Source organism: Kitasatospora sp. NPDC022785 (assembly GCF_055561295.1).
The window spans coordinates 106,251-122,401 of sequence record NZ_JBVHHB010000004.1 but is presented as its reverse complement, the minus strand read 5'-3'; the positions used below and the strand labels follow the sequence as shown (position 1 = coordinate 122,401).

The window sequence follows — 16,151 nt, the reverse complement described above, 5'->3', positions numbered from 1 at the left end:
GACTGGTCCTTGCATCCGCAGCCGGTGGACGACCCCTTGTTCAGCTGGGGGCGTCCGCCACGGTCGTCGAAGCCCTGGCCGATGGGAGCGCGGTCGTTCCGCGTTCCCCCGTCCGGGTGGACTTCTGGGCGAACTCTTGCCTGTGGAGAATGGTGACAGATCCGAACTGCGACTGTTCAGCCGTGCCCGCGTAATGGACTCCCCTGCGACGGGCCGACCACCGGAGGGCGGACGGGCCTGTCATCGGCCGTGCCCGTCGTCCCCGTCCCCCGGAGTCTTCGCGCACCTGGGCATTGTAGTGGGAGCGCCCTGCGGGGGAATGGCCGCGTGGGGGTTTTCCGGGCAGAGGGCGACATTACTGACGGGTCACCAGTGGGTGCCGCCCGTCGGCGGCACCCGCCGGCGACTCAGTGGGCCTCGTGATCGGCCGGCTCGGCGGAGGTGACGAGCTCGGTCAGCACGCCGCCGCAGTCCTTCGGGTGGAGGAAGGTGATCCGCGATCCCATGGAGCCGATCCGCGGCTGCTCGTAGAGGACGCGGACGCCCTTGGCGCGGATCTCCTCGGCGTCGCCGTCCACGTCGGCGGTGCCGAAGGCGATGTGGTGGACGCCCTCGCCGTTCTTCTCCAGCCACTTGGCGACGGTGGAGTCGGGCCGGGTGGGCTCCAGCAGCTGGAGGTAGGAGGCGCCGCCGTCGCCGGTGTCGTTGATCTTGAGCATGGCCTCGCGCACCCCCTGCTCCTCGTTGACCTCGCTGTGGAACACCTCGAAGCCGTAGGTGGCGCGGTAGAACTCGACCGTCTTGTCGAGGTCGCGGCAGGCGATGCCGATGTGGTCGATGCGGGTCAGCACAGTGGCCTCCGGGTCTGGGCGGGCAACGGGACGGCAACAGTGCAGCGCATGCGGCCGGAGCGCGCCAGCGATGGCGGTGCGAGCCTGCTCACACGGCCGCCGCGCCCGGACGGTCCCGGCGCGGTTCACCCGGACCGGGTTGACACGGTGTTGACTGGACAGTGCCAGTGCGCTCGATCACACCGTCGCTCCGGTGACGGGCGGGTTACAGGTCAGTACATTGAGCGGCATCCTCACCTGGCCACGACGTGCGAAGGGGCTCGTCCCATGACCAACACCACCTCTGTGATCGTTGCCGGTGCGCGGACCCCGATGGGTCGCCTGCTCGGTTCGCTCAAGGGATTCTCCGGCGCCGACCTCGGCGGCTTCGCGATCAAGGCCGCCGTGGAGCGGGCCGGCATCACGGGTGACCAGGTCCAGTACGTGATCATGGGCCAGGTGCTGCAGGCCGGCGCCGGCCAGATCCCGGCCCGCCAGGCCGCCGTCAAGGCCGGCATCCCGATGAACGTCCCGGCGCTCACCATCAACAAGGTGTGCCTCTCCGGCCTGGACGCCATCGCGCTGGCCGACCAGCTGATCCGCGCCGGCGAGTTCGACATCGTGGTGGCCGGCGGTCAGGAGTCCATGACCAACGCCCCGCACCTGCTGCCGAAGTCCCGCGAGGGCTACAAGTACGGCGCGGTCGAGCTGCTGGACGCGATGGCGTACGACGGTCTGACCGACGCCTACGAGAACATCCCGATGGGCGAGTCCACCGAGAAGCACAACGCCCGCCTGGGCATCCCGCGCGAGGCCCAGGACGAGATCGCCGCCGCCTCCCACCAGCGCGCCGCCAAGGCGCAGCAGAACGGCGTCTTCGAGGCCGAGATCGTCCCGGTCGAGATCCCGCAGCGCAGGGGCGAGCCGGTCGTCTTCAGCCAGGACGAGGGCATCCGCGCGGACACCACCGTCGAGGGCCTGGCCAAGCTGCGCCCGGCCTTCACCAAGGACGGCACGATCACCGCCGGCACCTCCTCGCAGATCTCCGACGGCGCCGCCGCGGTGGTCGTGATGAGCAAGGCCAAGGCCGAGGAGCTGGGCCTGACCTGGATCGCCGAGATCGGCGCGCACGGCAACGTCGCGGGCCCGGACAACTCGCTGCAGTCGCAGCCGTCCAACGCGATCAAGCACGCGCTGGCCAAGGAGGGCCTGGAGGTCGCCGACCTCGACCTGATCGAGATCAACGAGGCGTTCGCGGCCGTCGCCTACCAGTCCGGCAAGGACCTGGGCGTCTCCTCCGACATCGTCAACGTGAACGGCGGCGCGATCGCGCTCGGCCACCCGATCGGGATGTCCGGCGCCCGCGTGGTGCTGCACCTGGCGCTGGAGCTCCAGCGGCGCGGCGGCGGCGTCGGTGCGGCCGCGCTCTGCGGCGGCGGCGGCCAGGGCGACGCGCTGATCGTCAGGGTTCCGAAGGCCTGATCGTCCGACATATCTTCGGGGCTGCGGACCGCCACAGGCGGTCCGCAGCCCCGATCCACAAGGAGATCCCGATGATCGATGTCGCGACGCTGGTCGAGCAGGCCCGGCAGGGCCGTCCGCGTGCCGTCGCCCGGCTGATCTCACTGGTCGAGAACGCCGCCCCGCAGCTGCGCGAGGCGATGGCGGCGCTCGCGCCGTACACCGGCCGGGCCTACACCGTCGGGCTGACCGGGTCCCCGGGCGTGGGCAAGTCGACCTCCACCTCCGCGCTGGTCTCGGCCTACCGCCGGCTCGGCAAGCGGGTCGGTGTGCTGGCCGTCGACCCGTCCTCGCCGTTCTCCGGTGGTGCGCTGCTCGGCGACCGGGTCCGGATGCAGGACCACGCCACCGACCCGGAGGTCTTCATCCGCTCGATGGCCACCCGCGGCCACCTCGGCGGCCTCTCCTGGGCGGCCCCGCAGGCGCTGCGGGTGCTCGACGCGGCCGGCTGTGACGTGATCCTGGTCGAGACCGTCGGCGTCGGCCAGTCCGAGGTGGAGGTCGCCGCCCAGGCGGACACCACGGTGGTGCTGCTCGCCCCCGGGATGGGCGACGGCATCCAGGCCGCCAAGGCCGGGATCCTGGAGATCGGCGACGTCTTCGTGGTCAACAAGGCCGACCGGGACGGTGCCGACGCCACCGCCCGGGAGCTGAACCACATGCTCGGCCTCGGCGAGGCCCGCGAGGCGGGGGACTGGCGCCCGCCGATCGTGAAGACCGTCGCGGCCCGCGGCGAGGGCGTGGACGAGGTGGTCGAGGCGCTGGAGAAGCACCGCGCCTGGCTGGAGGAGCACGGCGAGCTGGCCGCGCGCCGTCGCCGCCGTGCCGCGGACGAGGTCGAGGCGATCGCGCTGGCCGCGCTGCGGTCCCGGATCGGCGACCTGCACGGTGACCGTCACCTGGCGACGCTGGCCGAGCGGGTGGTGGCCGGCGAGCTGGACCCGTACGGTGCCGCCGACGAGCTGGTCGCCGGGCTCACCCGGGGCTGAACGCGACGAGAGGGCCGGTCCCCGTACCCGACGGGGGCCGGCCCTCTCCGCGCGTTCAGGGCAGGTCTGCGGTCACGGCCCGCTCAGGAGCGGCCGCGCAGCCCGCGCAGGTGTTCGGCGACGGGGGCCAGCGCCTCGTACATCGCGTCGAGCTGCTCGGGCGTGAAGCGGTCGATGAAGTGTGCCCGGACGCTGCGCACGTGGTCCGGGGCGACCTTCTGCATGGTCGCCCAGCCCTGCTCGGTGAGGTGGGCGTAGAGCCCGCGCCGGTCGCCCGGACACTCCTGCCGCAGGACCAGCCCGGCCGTCTCCATCCGCGTGATCTGGTGCGAGAGCCGGCTCTTGGACTGGAGGGTGGCGGTGGCCAGGTCGGTCATCCGCATCCGCCGCTCGGGAGCCTCCGAGAGGACGACCAGGATCTCGTAGTCGTTGATCGCGAGGTTGTGCGGCTGGAGCTCACGGCCGAGCTGGTAGTCCAGCAGCTTGGCGACCTCCAGGTGGGCACGCCACAGCCGCTGCTCCCGGGCGGTCAGCCAGGGAGTCCCCTCCTCCGGGCCCGAGGGGGAGACGTCCGCGGCGTCGACTGTGTGCGTATCCATGCGGACAGCATACCGTATTTAGTTAAATCTTGTACAAGTTCAGAGTCCGAAGCGCCGTCCGAGGTCGCCCAGGTTACCGAGCCCCGGCACGTTGACGTTGGGCAGCTGGCTGCCGTGGCCGGACGCGTGCTGCGACGGCACCCCGCCCATCGGCACGCCCGCCTCGGCGTGCACCTGGCCCACCGCGCGCTCGGCCATCAGCACCTCGGTCGACTGCAGCAGCACCTGGCCGGCGCCGATGAACTCGAACTGGTGCTCCTCGCCGGACGCCCCGCCCAGCCCGGTCAGCCGGCGGATGCCGCCGATCACCCCGTGCATGTAGTCGTGGTCGTAGTGGTGGCACGGCGCGGGGCAGTCCGCCCAGCCGACCAGCGCCTGCGGGTCCACCCGGATCGGCGGCTCGACGAAGTGCACCGGGCCGTTGGAGGCCGCCACGAACTTGCCGCTGCCGATCAGGGTGAGGAACCCGGGGATGATCGACTGCTTGAGCCGCAGCGTCGGCTCGTACGCCAGCAGGTTGCCCGAGCGGACCGTCAGGTTCCCCTCCTCCAGGTCGTAGGAGTTGAGGTCGAAGGCCCGGTCGGCCAGCAGCAGCTTGCCCCGGCCCTCGGCGACCACCCAGTCCGCCGCGTGCATCGGCGAGTTGAAGTGCTGGCCGAGCATCCGGTCGATCGCGCCGGCGCCGACGCCCTTGAAGGAGATGTCGCCGTAGTAGGCGATCATCTTGCCCTTCTGCAGGAAGTACGACCCGTTCAGGTCCACCGAGAAGGCGTACGGGTTGACGTTGTCGTTGACCGGCAGGCTGTGGGCGTCGTGCACCACCGGGCCGGAGCCGTCCTGCGCCTTGGGCAGCGGGGCCTGGGCGCCGCCGAACTGCTCCTGGGCGTACTGCTGCGGCGGCTGCTGCGCGGGGTAGCCCTGCTGGGGGTAGCCCTGCGGCGGCGGGGGCGGGTAGCCCTGGCCGGGCTGCTGGCCGTAGCCGGGCGGCGGCGGGGCGGCCGGGAAGCCGGGCTGGGTGGGCTGGTTGTACGGCGACGGCTGGCCGTACGGCTGCTGCTGGCCGTACGGGTCGTTCGGCTGCCCGTAGGGGGGCTGCGGCGGGTAGGACATCAGAGCTTCTCCTCGCTCGCCTGCACGAACACGGTGCCGTTGCCGGACAGCTCCAGCTGGAAGGCCTCGCCGGAGCCGCGTCCGATCATGTCGCGCCAACCCAGCGCGGTGGACAGCTTGTTCTGGACCTGGCCGCGGTGCGCGACATAGGCCTGGGGGTCGACGTGCACCGGCTGGTGCGGGGTGATCGGCAGCTCGAAGACACCGCCGTGCGCCATCACCGCCACCGCGCCGTGGCCGTCCAGCTTGGTGGTGAACAGGCCCTGGCCGGTCACCTGGCCGCGGACCATGCCCATCACGCCGCCCTGCGAGCCCATGAACATGGTGGACTGCTGCAGCGAGCCCTCGAAGGCGAGCAGCCGGTCCGCCTCGACGTACAGGGTGTCGCCGGCCAGCTCGATCACGTGCACGTGGTGGCCGCCGTGGCCGAACATCACGGTGCCCTGGCCCTCGACGGTCATCAGCGGGGTGTCCTCGTTGGCCACCCGCCGGCCGATCATCGACATGACGCCGCCCTGCCCGCCGGTGATGTTCGGCGTGAACCGGACCTCGCCGGTGTACGCGAGCATCGCGCCGCGCTGGCTGAACAGCCGCTGGCCGGGGACGACCCGGGCCTCGATCATCTTGTTGTTGATCCTGGTGAACGGCATCAGACGTCGCCCCCGACGGTCAGCTTCTCGGACGGCTGCACGTACACCAGGCCCTCGCCGGTGAACTCCACCTGGACGGCCTCGCCACCGCCCTCGCCGATGAACGTGCTCCAGCCGGCGCCGGACTTCAGGCTGCGGTTCAGGTTGCCGGTGTGCGCCACGTACGCCCCCGGGTCCACCCGCAGCGGCATGCCCTGGGTGACCCGCAGGATGATCGCCGGCCCCTTGGAGGTGACGGCGGCCCAGCCGCTGCCCTCGACCTTGGTGGTGAACAGGCCGTTGCCGGAGGAGATGCCGTTCAGACCGGTGAAGGTGGTGCCGGTCCGCAGCGTGCCCTCGGTGCAGAGCAGGTTGTCGGACTCGACGTAGAGCGTCTCACCGTTCAACCGGACGAGGTTGATCTCGGTGGCCTTGTCGGCGAAGTAGCAGGTGCCCTGCCCCTTCACCTCCATGACCGTCATCTGCTCGCCGGTCAGCCGGCGGGTGACCATGCCACGCAGGCCGTCACCGCCGCCGCTGAGTTTCTTGAAGCTCATCTGGCCGCTGTACGCGACCATCGAGCCGTTTCTGGCTTTCACGGCGTCGCCCGTCATGTCGACGGCGAGCGTCTTGGACCCCTGGAGTCGAAACTGTGCCACGGGCGCAATGTAGCCGTATCGGGCGCGCGAGGGGGAGGGGGCGTCGGCGTTCTGGTACGGGTCTGCGACAAATGCCCGGATCAGACCCGGGTCTGCGCGCCCTGCGGGACGGCGCCCGCGGCCTGCTCCACCTCCAGCAGCGAGGCCGAGTGGCGCTCGGCCTCGAAGGCCACCACGCCGCCGCGCAGCCCGAAGAGGCGCTTGGAGAGCAGGATCCAGAGCACCGCGACGATGTTCAGCGCCAGCGTGCAGATCTTCAGGGCGCTGACGTGCTCGGTCAGCTCGTACACCTCCAGCGGGAGGAAGGCCGCGGTGGCCACCACCGTCAGGTACTCGGCCCAGCGCCGGCCCAGCCAGAGTCCGTACGCCTCGACGATCTCGATCAGCGCGTAGACCAGGAGTGCGCCCGCGACGATCAGCAGGGTGCTGTGCTTGTAGTCGAAGGTCTTGCGGATGGTGTCGGCGATCGGGGAGTGTTCGAGGTCCCAGTGGAAGTGCTCGGTCACGGGCCGGAACACCGTCAGGTTCTCGTCGAAGACCCGGCGCACGGCGTCCTGGCTGTTGGAGAACTTCCAGACGCCCCAGGCCACCACGACGATCAGCAGCCCGCGCAGCAGCCGCTCGACGGCCAGGAAGCGGAGGATGAAGACGTCCCGCAGGGCCTTGCCGCGCGGCACCAGCGGTGCCTCGTCGGCCGGTCCGGAGCCGTGCGGGGCACCGAGCGAGAAGTCGCCGCAGCGCAGGCAGCGCCAGGCGTCGCCGAGCGAGGTCGCGGCGTGCAGCCGGCGGTTCAGCTCGGGCTCGGTCGGCGCGTAGGTGACGTGCCCGCGCCGGGCGCAGGTCCTTCGGTCCCAGTCCAGCTTGAACATCGGTGGTACCCCCGTGGTGCTGCGATGCGGACGGCGCCCGGATCGCCGGGCGCGGCAGCAGGATAGGGGTGGTGACCGGCCCGGCGCCGCGACCGGGGGCGATCTGCTGCACGGCTGTGACATCCGGCACGGGGGCGCACCCCGGACGCGGGCCCGGGCATGTGCTCGGTGATAATGGCGGGGATGCTTGTGAGTCGGTTCACAAGCGATCTCCGACTCCGGTATGAGGTACCCCATCGTGAACAGCAGCGCCGTCCACCGCCTGCGCCTGGTCTCCGGCCCCGAGGGCCTCTCCTTCCTCCTGCTCCTGGTCTGCTCGGTGCTCAAGCGCACCACCAGCTTCGACGCCGTCCCGGTGATGGGGATGGTCCACGGGATCCTGTTCATCCTCTACGTGGTCTTCTGGATCATGGCCTGGCAGGCGCAGAAGTGGGACGTGAAGCGCGGCGTCCTGCTCTTCGTCCTCTCGGTGCTGCCCACCGGCGGGTTCTTCGCCGAGCGCATCCTGAAGAAGGAGGAGCTCGGCGGAGCGGCGCCGGCCCGCGAGCCCGCCGCGGCCTGAGCCGCACGCCGTCAACGGCCGACAGGCTGCCGGGGCCTCCTCTCCCAGAGGGCCCCGGCAGCCTGTCGCCGTTTCCGGAGGTGGTTCAGGGGCGGCCCGGCCTCCCCGGGCCGGTTCTCGGGCACTGAGGTCCCGGCCGGCCGTTCGTGCCGGGCGCGCGGCCGGCCGGACGGGACCTCGGTCCCGTCCGGCCGAACGGGGGCCCGGCCCTAGTTGACGTTGACCGCGCTCCAGGCCGCGGCCACCGCCTTGTACTCGGTGCTGGTCGCGCCGTAGAGGTCGGAGGCCGCCTTCAGGGTCGCCGTGCGGGCGGCCTTGTAGTTGGTGGTGGAGGTGAAGTAGACGGTCAGCGCGCGGTACCAGATGGCCGCGGCCTTGTTCCGGCCGATGCCGGTGACGGTGGAGCCGTTGGAGGTCGGGCTGTTGTAGCTGACGCCGTTGATGGTCTTGGCGCCGCTGCCCTCGGCCAGCAGGTAGAAGAAGTGGTTGGCCACGCCCGAGGAGTAGTGGACGTCCACGTTGCCGACCCCGGAGTACCAGGAGTCCTTGGACGCGCCGTCCTTGGAGGGCTTGTCCATGTAGCGCAGCGGGGTGCCGTTGCCGTTGATGTTGAGCTTCTCGCCGATCAGGTAGTCCGGCACGTCCACCGGCAGGTTGGCGTACCACTCGACCATGGTGCCGAAGATGTCCGAGGTGGCCTCGTTGAGGCCGCCGGACTCGCCGGAGTAGACCAGTCCGGCGGTGGCGGAGGTGACGCCGTGGGTCATCTCGTGGCCGGCGACGTCGATCGCGGTCAGCGGGTGGGTGTTGCCGGAGCCGTCGCCGTAGGTCATGCAGAAGCAGGAGTCGTTCCAGAACGCGTTGACGTAGTTGGAGCCGTAGTGGACCCGGCTGCTCGCGCCGACGCCGTTGTTCTTGATGCCGCTGCGGCCGAAGGTGTTCTTGTAGAAGTCCCAGGTCGCCCCGGCGCCGAACTGGGCGTCGACCGCGGCCGACTGGGTGTTGGAGGCGAGGCCGTTGCCCCAGACGTTGTCCGCGTCGGTGTACAGCGCGTTCCCGGACGCGGCGTTTCCGGTCCACTGGTTGCCCCGCGAGCCGTCCTTGAGCTGGTAGGTCGAGCCGCTCTGGGTGGTGGTCAGGGTGACCGAGCCGACGTTGACGCCCTTGCCGCTGCCGGTCGCGGTCTGGAACTCCTCGTGGGTGGAGAGCACCTCGCCGGTGGCCGCGTCGGTGACCAGCCGCTGGCTGCTCGGGGTGCCGTCGGCGCGCTGGCCCTGCACCACCGTCTGGTACGCGAGCCGCGGGCTGCCGTCGGCCGCCCAGACCACCAGGGTGGCCGCGCCGGCGCCGTCGACCCGGCTGATCGCCGACTCGTCCTTGTCGGCCGCGATGCCGACGGTGGCCCGGACGGCACCGAGCGCCTGGGCGGACGCCTTGTCGGCCGAGAGCGACGGGGTGAGGCTCGGCAGCGACAGCTGCCCGGTGAAGGCCCGGTCCACCGAGGTGACGGAACCGTTGGCCTTCTGGTGCACCACCAGGTCGCCGCCGATCACCGGCAGGCCGCCGAGCGTCCGCTCGTAGCGCAGGTGGCGGTCGCCGTTGGCGTCCAGCACGGCGTCCTTGACGACCAGCCGCTCCTGGCCGCCGAGCGCGAGCGACTGCGCGAGCGGGGCGGCCTCGCCGCCGGCCAGGGCGATCAGCGCGTCGCGCTGCTGGGTGACGGAGGGGGCGGAGGCCTGGGCGGGTGCGGCGGCGACCTGGATGGCGCCGGCCAGCAGGGCGGTGGCGGAGAGTACGGCGCCGGCTGTCAGCTTTCGCTTCACGTACGGGGTTCCTTCCGGGAAACCGCGTGTGCGCGGTCACGCCGCATACCGGGGCGCCGGGGTTGGCGCCGTGGGGCGGTAGGGCGCTGACGTGCTGCTCCCGTGCGGTCCTGGACGGCCGGTCGGTGGGTGGGGGTGACGGCCGTCGAACGGGGCTTGGACATAAGCATGACAATCCGACAGGCGGAAAGGACAGGGCGCCGCCGGGGATTGGCCAGGTCTCGCCACGCGCCGGTACGGGTGGTCCGGGTGCGGCGGATGTCCGCTTCGGGCGTTTCGCCCCGCTGGCGGGATCCCGCCAGCGGCGGGCCTTGCCGGGCCCGCCGCCCCTTGCTACGCGGGCCGGACGCGCGGGCGCGCACGCGCCACCGGACGCGCGAACGCCCGGGGCCTCCCCTCCCAGTGAGGGCCCCGGGCGTCCGCAGGGCCGCCAGGCCCCGGGCGTGTCAGGTCAGTTGACGTTGACGCCACTCCAGGCGGCCGCCACCGCCTGGTACTCGGCGCTGGTCGCGCCGTAGAGGTCCGCCGCCGCGCTCAGCGTGCCGGTGCGGGCCGCCTTGTAGTTGGTGGTGGAGGTGAAGTAGACGGTCAGCGCGCGGTACCAGATGGCCGCGGCCTTGTCCCGGCCGATGCCGGTGACCGTCGAACCGTTGGAGGTCGGGCTGTTGTAGCTGACGCCGTTGATGGTCTTGGCGCCGCTGCCCTCGGCCAGCAGGTAGAAGAAGTGGTTGGCCACGCCCGAGGAGTAGTGGACGTCGAGGTTGCCCACACCGGACGACCAGGAGTCGGCCGAGCCGCCGTCCTTGGAGGGCTTGTCCATGTAGCGCAGCGGGGTGCCGTCGCCGTTGAGGTCGATCTCCTCGCCGATCAGGTAGTCCGGCTTGTCGGTGGCGAGGTTCGCGTAGAACTCGACCATGGTGCCGAAGATGTCCGAGGTGGCCTCGTTGAGGCCGCCGGACTCGCCCGAGTAGTTCAGGTTGGCGGTGGCGGAGGTGACGCCGTGGGTCATCTCGTGGCCGGCCACGTCGATCTCGGTCAGCGGGTGGCTGTTGCTCGCGCCGTCACCGTACGACATGCAGAAGCAGGCGTCGCTCCAGAAGGCGTTGACGTAGTTCTTGCCGTAGTGGACCCGGCTGGTGGCGCCGACGCCGTTGTTCTTGATGCCGTTGCGGCCGAAGGTGTTCTTGTAGAAGTCCCAGGTGGCCGCCGCGCCGAACTGGGCGTCGACCGCGGCCGACTGGGTGTTGGAGGCGAGGCCGGTGCCCCAGGCGTTGTCCGCGTCGGTGTACAGGGTGCCGGAGCCGGAGGTCCGGTTCTTGAAGTCGACGGTGGACTGGCCGCCGCGGGAGGCGTCCTTCAGCGAGTAGCCGCCGGAGACGCTGGTGGTGGTCAGCGGGACGGAGCCGACGAAGACGCCCTTGCCGCTGCCGGTCGCGGTCTGGACCTGCTCGTGGGTGGAGAGCACCTCGCCGCTGGCGGCGTCGGTGACCAGCAGCTGGCTGCTCGGGGTGCCGTCGGCACGGACGCCCTCGACGGTCGTCCGGTACGCCAGGCGCGGGTTGCCGTCCGTGGCCCAGACCACCAGCTCGGCGGCGCCGGTCTGGTGGACCTCCTTCAGCGGGGACTCGTCCTTGTCGGCGGTGATGCCGACGGTGGCCTGCACGGCGCCGGAGGCCTGCGCGGCCGCCTTGTCGGCGGGGATCTGCGGGGTGAGGCTGGGCAGCGCGATCGTGGCGCCGACGGCCTTGTCCACGGCCTTCACGGCGCCGTCGGCGGCCTGGTGGACCACCAGGTCACCGCCGAGGACGGGCAGGCCGGCGAAGGTGCGCTCGAAGCGGAGGTGACGGGTGCCGTTGGCGTCCACCACGGCGTCCTTGGCGACCAGCTTCTCCTGGCCGCCCAGCGCCAGCGCCTTCGCCAGCGGGTCGGCCTGACCCTTCGCCACGGCGAGGACGGCCTCGCGCTGCTGCGACGCCTGCGCCTGGGCCGAGGGGGCCGGGGCGGCCTGGGCGGCGGTGCTCACCTGGATGACGCCGGTGAGGAGCGCGGTGGCGGAGAGTACGGCGCCGGCTGCGAGCTTTCGCTTCACGTACAGGTCCTTCCGGGAAACCGCGTGTGCGCGGTCGCACCTCGTCCCGGGGTGCCGGGGTTGGCACCTGAGGGGCGGAACGGGCGCTGACGGGCTGCTCCGTGCGGTCGAGCGGCGAGCCACCGGTGAGTGGGGCGGTGGCTGCCGGACGGGGCTGGCCGAAAGCATGACAATCCAACAAGTGAAATGACAGGTCTTGTTCATCAATTGGCCAGGTCTCGCCAGTCCGGCGGATTGTGAACAGAGCGACAAATCAGTCAAATCGCCCCGTCTTGCAGCGGGTTACCGCCCGAACCGAGGCCTGATAGCGGGCCGGGCGCCAGGTCGGGAGCCAACGCCGAACCACCGTCGGCGGGTTGGCGGGCGTTCACATCCCTGCAACCTCCTGGTACGGACCTGGCCGCCCCACTGGCGGGATCCCGCCACGTGTCTCACTTGTCCACCATCAGGACGCCTGATAGCGGCGGCCCCACCCGCCGGTACGGTAAGGAGGTGGCCAAGCCCCTCGCACTCGACTTCGACCCGATCGCCCGCGCCGACGAGCTCTGGGCCCGCCGCTGGGGCGGGGTCCCCTCGATGGCGGCGATCACCTCGATCATGCGCGCCCACCAGATCCTGCTCTCGCGGGTGGATACGGTGCTCAAGCCGTACGGGCTGACCTTCGCGCGCTACGAGGCGCTGGTGCTGCTCACCTTCAGCCGGACCGGCGAGCTCTCCCTCTCCAAGATCGGCGAGCGGCTGATGGTCCACCCGACCAGCGTCACCAACACCGTCGACCGCCTGGAGCGGGCCGGCCTGGTCGCCCGCCGGCCCAACCCGCTGGACGGCCGCGGCGTGCTCGCCTCGATCACCGACCGCGGCCGCGAGGTGGTCGAGGAGGCCACCCGGGAGCTGATGGCGATGGAGTTCGGCCTGGAGGAGTACGACGCGGGGCAGTGCCGCCAGGTGTTCGAGCTGCTCCGGCCGCTGCGGGTGGCGGCCGGCGACTTCACCGAGCCGGACGCGACCGCGACCGAGCCGGACGGAGCCACGGCCGAGTAGCGCGCGGCCGCGGCCGGGCAGGCCGCTGCACGGCGCACCCGTAAGCGGCGGCTACCCTCGTGGGAGCGGTGCGCAGATCCGGGCGTACCGGCCGATCCCTGCCGAGCGAGGCGATGAAGAGTATGAAGGCGAACCCCCTGCTGGGCTGGTACCGGGCCCTGGCCATTGCGACCGGTGTGGCGCTGCTGGTGTTCTGCGGCTTCATGGTCGCGAAGTACGGCTTCGACACCGCCGAGGACGTCACCACCTACGTCGCGATGCTGCACGGCTACCTCTACATCGGGTACTTCGTGGTCACCTTCCTGCTCGGCCAGAAGCTCAAGTGGCCGCTCGGCCGGATGATCCTCACCCTGGCCGCCGGCTGCATCCCGTTCGCCTCCTTCGTCGCCGAGCGCCGGGTGGTCCGCGAGGCCGCCGAGCAGCTCCCGGCCGGCGGTGCCGCCCGGCAGACCGCCGGCGTCTGAGCCCGGCCCCCGGCCCCCGGCGTCCGATCGCAGAGCCTCCGCGAGCGCCCCTTCCCCGACCCGGGGGAGGGGCGCTCCGGCGTTTCGGCCCGGCTTCCGTCGACAAGTACTAGGACGTCCGAGTAAATTAGTAGGACGTCCTAATAGCTGTGCCGTCCCGATGACGTGGCGGCCGTACGGAGCGGAGTTCGGGGTCATGGACGCCGAGGAGATCGAGCGCGGACGGCAGCGCTGGCAGCAGCGGTACGACAGCGCCCGCAAGCGGGACGCGGACTTCACCACCCTCTCCGGGGACGAGGTCGAGCCGGTCTACGGCCCGCCCGCCGGGCAGCCCGTCGAGGGCTTCGAGCGGATCGGCTGGCCGGGCGAGTACCCGTACACCCGTGGTCTGCACGCCACCGGCTACCGCGGCCGGACGTGGACCATCCGCCAGTTCGCCGGCTTCGGCAACGCGGAGCAGACCAACGAGCGCTACCGGATGATCCTGGAGGCGGGCGGCGGCGGCCTCTCGGTCGCCTTCGACATGCCCACCCTGATGGGGTACGACTCCGACGACGCCAAGTCGCTCGGCGAGGTCGGCCACTGCGGCGTGGCCATCGACTCGGCCGCCGACATGGAGGTCCTGTTCAAGGGCATCCCGCTCGGCGAGGTCACCACCTCGATGACGATCAGCGGCCCCGCCGTCCCGATCTTCTGCATGTACCTGGTCGCCGCCGAGCGCCAGGGCGTCGACCCGGCGGTGCTCAACGGCACCCTGCAGACGGACATCTTCAAGGAGTACATCGCCCAGAAGGAGTGGCTCTTCGCCCCGGAGCCGCACCTGCGCCTGATCGGCGACCTGATGGCGTACTGCGCCGAGGGCATCCCGGCGTACAAGCCGCTCTCCGTCTCCGGCTACCACATCCGCGAGGCCGGGGCGACGGCCGCGCAGGAGCTGGCGTACACCCTGGCCGACGGCTTCGCCTACGTCGAGCTGGGCCTCTCCCGCGGCCTGGACGTGGACGTCTTCGCGCCCGGGCTCTCCTTCTTCTTCGACGCGCACCTGGACTTCTTCGAGGAGATCGCCAAGTTCCGCGCCGCCCGCCGGATCTGGGCCCGCTGGATGCGCGACCGCTTCGGCGCCAAGACCGACAAGGCGCAGTGGCTCCGGTTCCACACCCAGACCGCCGGCGTCTCGCTGACCGCCCAGCAGCCGTACAACAACGTGGTCCGCACCGCCGTCGAGGCGCTCTCGGCGGTGCTCGGCGGCACCAACTCGCTGCACACCAACGCCCTGGACGAGACCCTGGCGCTGCCCTCCGAGCAGGCCGCCGAGATCGCCCTGCGCACCCAGCAGGTGCTGATGGAGGAGACCGGCGTCACCAACGTGGCCGACCCGCTGGGCGGTTCCTGGTACGTCGAGGCGCTCACCGACCGGATCGAGGAGCAGGCCGAGGCGATCTTCCAGCGGATCCTGGACAAGGGCCGCGAGGACCACGAGATCGGCCCCATCACCTCCGGCATCCTGCGCGGGATCGAGGAGGGCTGGTTCACCGGGGAGATCGCCGAGGCGGCCTTCCAGTACCAGCAGTCGGTGGAGAAGGGCGACAAGCGGGTCGTCGGCGTCAACTGCCACCCGCGCAGCGTCACCCCCGAGCTGGAGATCCTGCGGGTCAGCCACGAGGTCGAGCGCGAGCAGGTGCGTGTGCTGGCCGCGCGGAAGGCCGGCCGGGACGAGGCGGCGGTGCGGGCCGGGCTGGACGCGATGCTGGCGGCGGCGCGCTCGGGCGCGTCGATGATCCCGCCGATGCTGGACGCCGTGCGGGCCGAGGCCACCCTGGGCGAGATCTGCAACGCGCTGCGCGAGGAGTGGGGGATCTACCGCGAGACCGCCCGGTTCTAGGGCGCCTGCACGGCGCGGTCCCGGTTCCGGGGCGCGAGCACGCAGAGAGCCGCCCCGCACGTCCTCACGTGCGGGGCGGCTCCGTGCTGCGCCTGCGGGGGCCTGCGCGCTCAGCCCCCGGTCAGGCTGGGGAAGGGCCCGAGCAGCAGGTTGGTGAAGCGCCGGGTCCAGTCGGCGGTGATCGGCTCGCCGCTGACCAGCACCCGGTGCTCGACCGTCCCCGCGATCGTGTCGAAGATGATGTCGATCTCCTCGCCGGCGCTCACCTCGTCGTCGTCCGGGGCGAGCTCGCCGCGGGCCTGGGCCGCGGCCCGGCCCTGCCGGACGAGGCGCTTCTGCGGGTCGACGATCGCCTCCCGGATCCGCCGCCGCAGCTGACGGTCGCGGGTGCCCTCGGCGAACAGCGCGAGCAGCGCGGCCTGGGTCTCCGGACGGGCCAGCAGGTCGGCGAACTGGGAGACCACCGCCTCGATGTCGGCCCGCAGGCTGCCGAGGTCGGGCATTACCAGCTCGTCGAAGAGGCTGGCGACGGCGTCCACCACCAGCTCGTTCTTGGACGGCCAGCGGCGGTACAGGGTGGTCTTGGCGACCTTGGCGCGGGTGGCCACGTGGCCCATGGTCAGCCCGCCCCAGCCGAGTTCGGCGAGGGCTTCGCGGGTGGCGTCCAGGATGGCGAGGTCGGCGGCGGCGCTGCGCGGTCTCCCCTTGGCCCGGGTGGTGGCGCCGTCGGGGCCCTCCGGGGCCTGTGGGGGGTCTTCCCGGGGGGCCGGGCGCGCCGGGGTCAGGGGGGGCTGGGCGGCCGACACCGGGCCTCCTTGCGATTTACTGGTAAGTAACATGGGTGGGACCGGTAACGGTAGCGACTCCCAGCCGTCCAGGTCAGCCTGGCCACCCGGGAAAGTGGGACAGCTCACGTCCCGGGAAGGCCGGATGGGGTTGCGGCGGGGGCCCTCGGTCCAGTTACGCTACGACTCGTAGCGAAAGCAGTGACAGCCAGGCGCCGCGACCCCGTGGGACGGGGGCGGCGCGGGTGCGGGTGGGGATCCGCGCCGAACGGTTCAGGCTACCGGGGGACGGGCCGTCC

15 protein-coding genes are annotated in these 16,151 nt (G+C 71.5%); 6 read left to right on the top strand and 9 right to left on the bottom strand.

The window, feature by feature from the left end; genetic code table 11:
- Positions 1–407 precede the first annotated feature (407 nt).
- Positions 408–851, bottom strand: coding sequence for a methylmalonyl-CoA epimerase (gene mce / locus ACZ3YO_RS08360; protein ID WP_396320865.1), 444 nt, complete (start codon positions 849–851; stop codon positions 408–410).
- Between the two features lie 267 nt (positions 852–1,118).
- Here mce and ACZ3YO_RS08355 point away from each other — a divergent pair, with 267 nt between their 5' ends.
- Positions 1,119–2,312 carry an acetyl-CoA C-acetyltransferase gene (locus ACZ3YO_RS08355; RefSeq protein ID WP_396320866.1) on the top strand — a complete coding sequence of 398 codons (1,194 nt, stop codon included), beginning with the start codon at positions 1,119–1,121 and terminating at the stop codon, positions 2,310–2,312.
- Positions 2,313–2,383: 71 nt separating this feature from the next.
- Positions 2,384–3,340 carry a methylmalonyl Co-A mutase-associated GTPase MeaB gene (gene meaB, locus ACZ3YO_RS08350; RefSeq protein WP_396320867.1) on the top strand — a complete coding sequence of 319 codons (957 nt, stop codon included), beginning with the start codon at positions 2,384–2,386 and terminating at the stop codon, positions 3,338–3,340.
- Between the two features lie 83 nt (positions 3,341–3,423).
- On the opposite strand, the gene ACZ3YO_RS08345 is transcribed toward meaB, so the two are convergent.
- The 5 genes from ACZ3YO_RS08345 to ACZ3YO_RS08325 all read right to left on the bottom strand — a co-directional run bounded on the left by ACZ3YO_RS08345 (position 3,424) and on the right by ACZ3YO_RS08325 (position 7,206).
- Positions 3,424–3,939 (bottom strand): MarR family winged helix-turn-helix transcriptional regulator, encoded by a 516-nt coding sequence (locus ACZ3YO_RS08345; RefSeq protein ID WP_465566492.1) that lies wholly within the window; start codon positions 3,937–3,939, stop codon positions 3,424–3,426.
- Positions 3,940–3,978: 39 nt separating this feature from the next.
- Positions 3,979–4,791, bottom strand: coding sequence for an AIM24 family protein (locus tag ACZ3YO_RS08340; protein WP_396320961.1), 813 nt, complete (start codon positions 4,789–4,791; stop codon positions 3,979–3,981).
- Positions 4,792–5,048: 257 nt separating this feature from the next.
- Positions 5,049–5,699, bottom strand: a complete 651-nt coding sequence (locus ACZ3YO_RS08335) for an AIM24 family protein (RefSeq protein WP_396320870.1) — start codon at positions 5,697–5,699, stop codon at positions 5,049–5,051.
- Positions 5,699–6,337, bottom strand: a complete 639-nt coding sequence (locus ACZ3YO_RS08330; protein WP_465566488.1) for an AIM24 family protein — start codon at positions 6,335–6,337, stop codon at positions 5,699–5,701. Before ACZ3YO_RS08330 ends, ACZ3YO_RS08335 begins: the two co-directional genes overlap by 1 nt.
- 80 nt (positions 6,338–6,417) lie before the next feature.
- Positions 6,418–7,206, bottom strand: a complete 789-nt coding sequence (locus ACZ3YO_RS08325) for a DUF2127 domain-containing protein (RefSeq protein WP_465566485.1) — start codon at positions 7,204–7,206, stop codon at positions 6,418–6,420.
- A gap of 223 nt (positions 7,207–7,429) precedes the next feature.
- Here ACZ3YO_RS08325 and ACZ3YO_RS08320 point away from each other — a divergent pair, with 223 nt between their 5' ends.
- Complete coding sequence (locus tag ACZ3YO_RS08320) at positions 7,430–7,768, top strand: DUF3817 domain-containing protein (RefSeq protein WP_396320873.1); 339 nt, start codon at positions 7,430–7,432, stop codon at positions 7,766–7,768.
- Positions 7,769–7,977: 209 nt separating this feature from the next.
- Here the strand turns inward: ACZ3YO_RS08320 and ACZ3YO_RS08315 are convergent, their stop codons facing one another.
- Both ACZ3YO_RS08315 and ACZ3YO_RS08310 read right to left on the bottom strand, forming a co-directional pair.
- Positions 7,978–9,591: a M4 family metallopeptidase gene (locus ACZ3YO_RS08315; protein ID WP_465566482.1), complete on the bottom strand. Its 1,614-nt coding sequence runs from the start codon at positions 9,589–9,591 to the stop codon at positions 7,978–7,980.
- A 451-nt stretch (positions 9,592–10,042) separates the two neighbouring features.
- Positions 10,043–11,680: a M4 family metallopeptidase gene (locus ACZ3YO_RS08310; RefSeq protein WP_465566479.1), complete on the bottom strand. Its 1,638-nt coding sequence runs from the start codon at positions 11,678–11,680 to the stop codon at positions 10,043–10,045.
- 492 nt (positions 11,681–12,172) lie between these two features.
- Here ACZ3YO_RS08310 and ACZ3YO_RS08305 point away from each other — a divergent pair, with 492 nt between their 5' ends.
- The 3 genes from ACZ3YO_RS08305 to ACZ3YO_RS08295 all read left to right on the top strand — a co-directional run bounded on the left by ACZ3YO_RS08305 (position 12,173) and on the right by ACZ3YO_RS08295 (position 15,067).
- Entirely contained in the window at positions 12,173–12,721 is a 549-nt protein-coding gene (locus ACZ3YO_RS08305) for a MarR family winged helix-turn-helix transcriptional regulator (RefSeq protein WP_465566477.1), read from the top strand.
- Positions 12,722–12,843: 122 nt separating this feature from the next.
- Positions 12,844–13,185 (top strand): DUF3817 domain-containing protein, encoded by a 342-nt coding sequence (locus ACZ3YO_RS08300; protein ID WP_376154994.1) that lies wholly within the window; start codon positions 12,844–12,846, stop codon positions 13,183–13,185.
- A 196-nt stretch (positions 13,186–13,381) separates the two neighbouring features.
- Positions 13,382–15,067 carry an acyl-CoA mutase large subunit family protein gene (locus tag ACZ3YO_RS08295; RefSeq protein WP_465546484.1) on the top strand — a complete coding sequence of 562 codons (1,686 nt, stop codon included), beginning with the start codon at positions 13,382–13,384 and terminating at the stop codon, positions 15,065–15,067.
- 110 nt (positions 15,068–15,177) lie between these two features.
- Here ACZ3YO_RS08295 and ACZ3YO_RS08290 read toward each other — a convergent pair whose 3' ends face one another.
- The gene (locus ACZ3YO_RS08290; protein ID WP_465566472.1) at positions 15,178–15,873 is read right to left on the bottom strand and encodes a TetR/AcrR family transcriptional regulator; all 696 of its coding nucleotides are present in this window, start codon (positions 15,871–15,873) and stop codon (positions 15,178–15,180) included.
- Between the last annotated feature and the right edge of the window lie 278 nt (positions 15,874–16,151).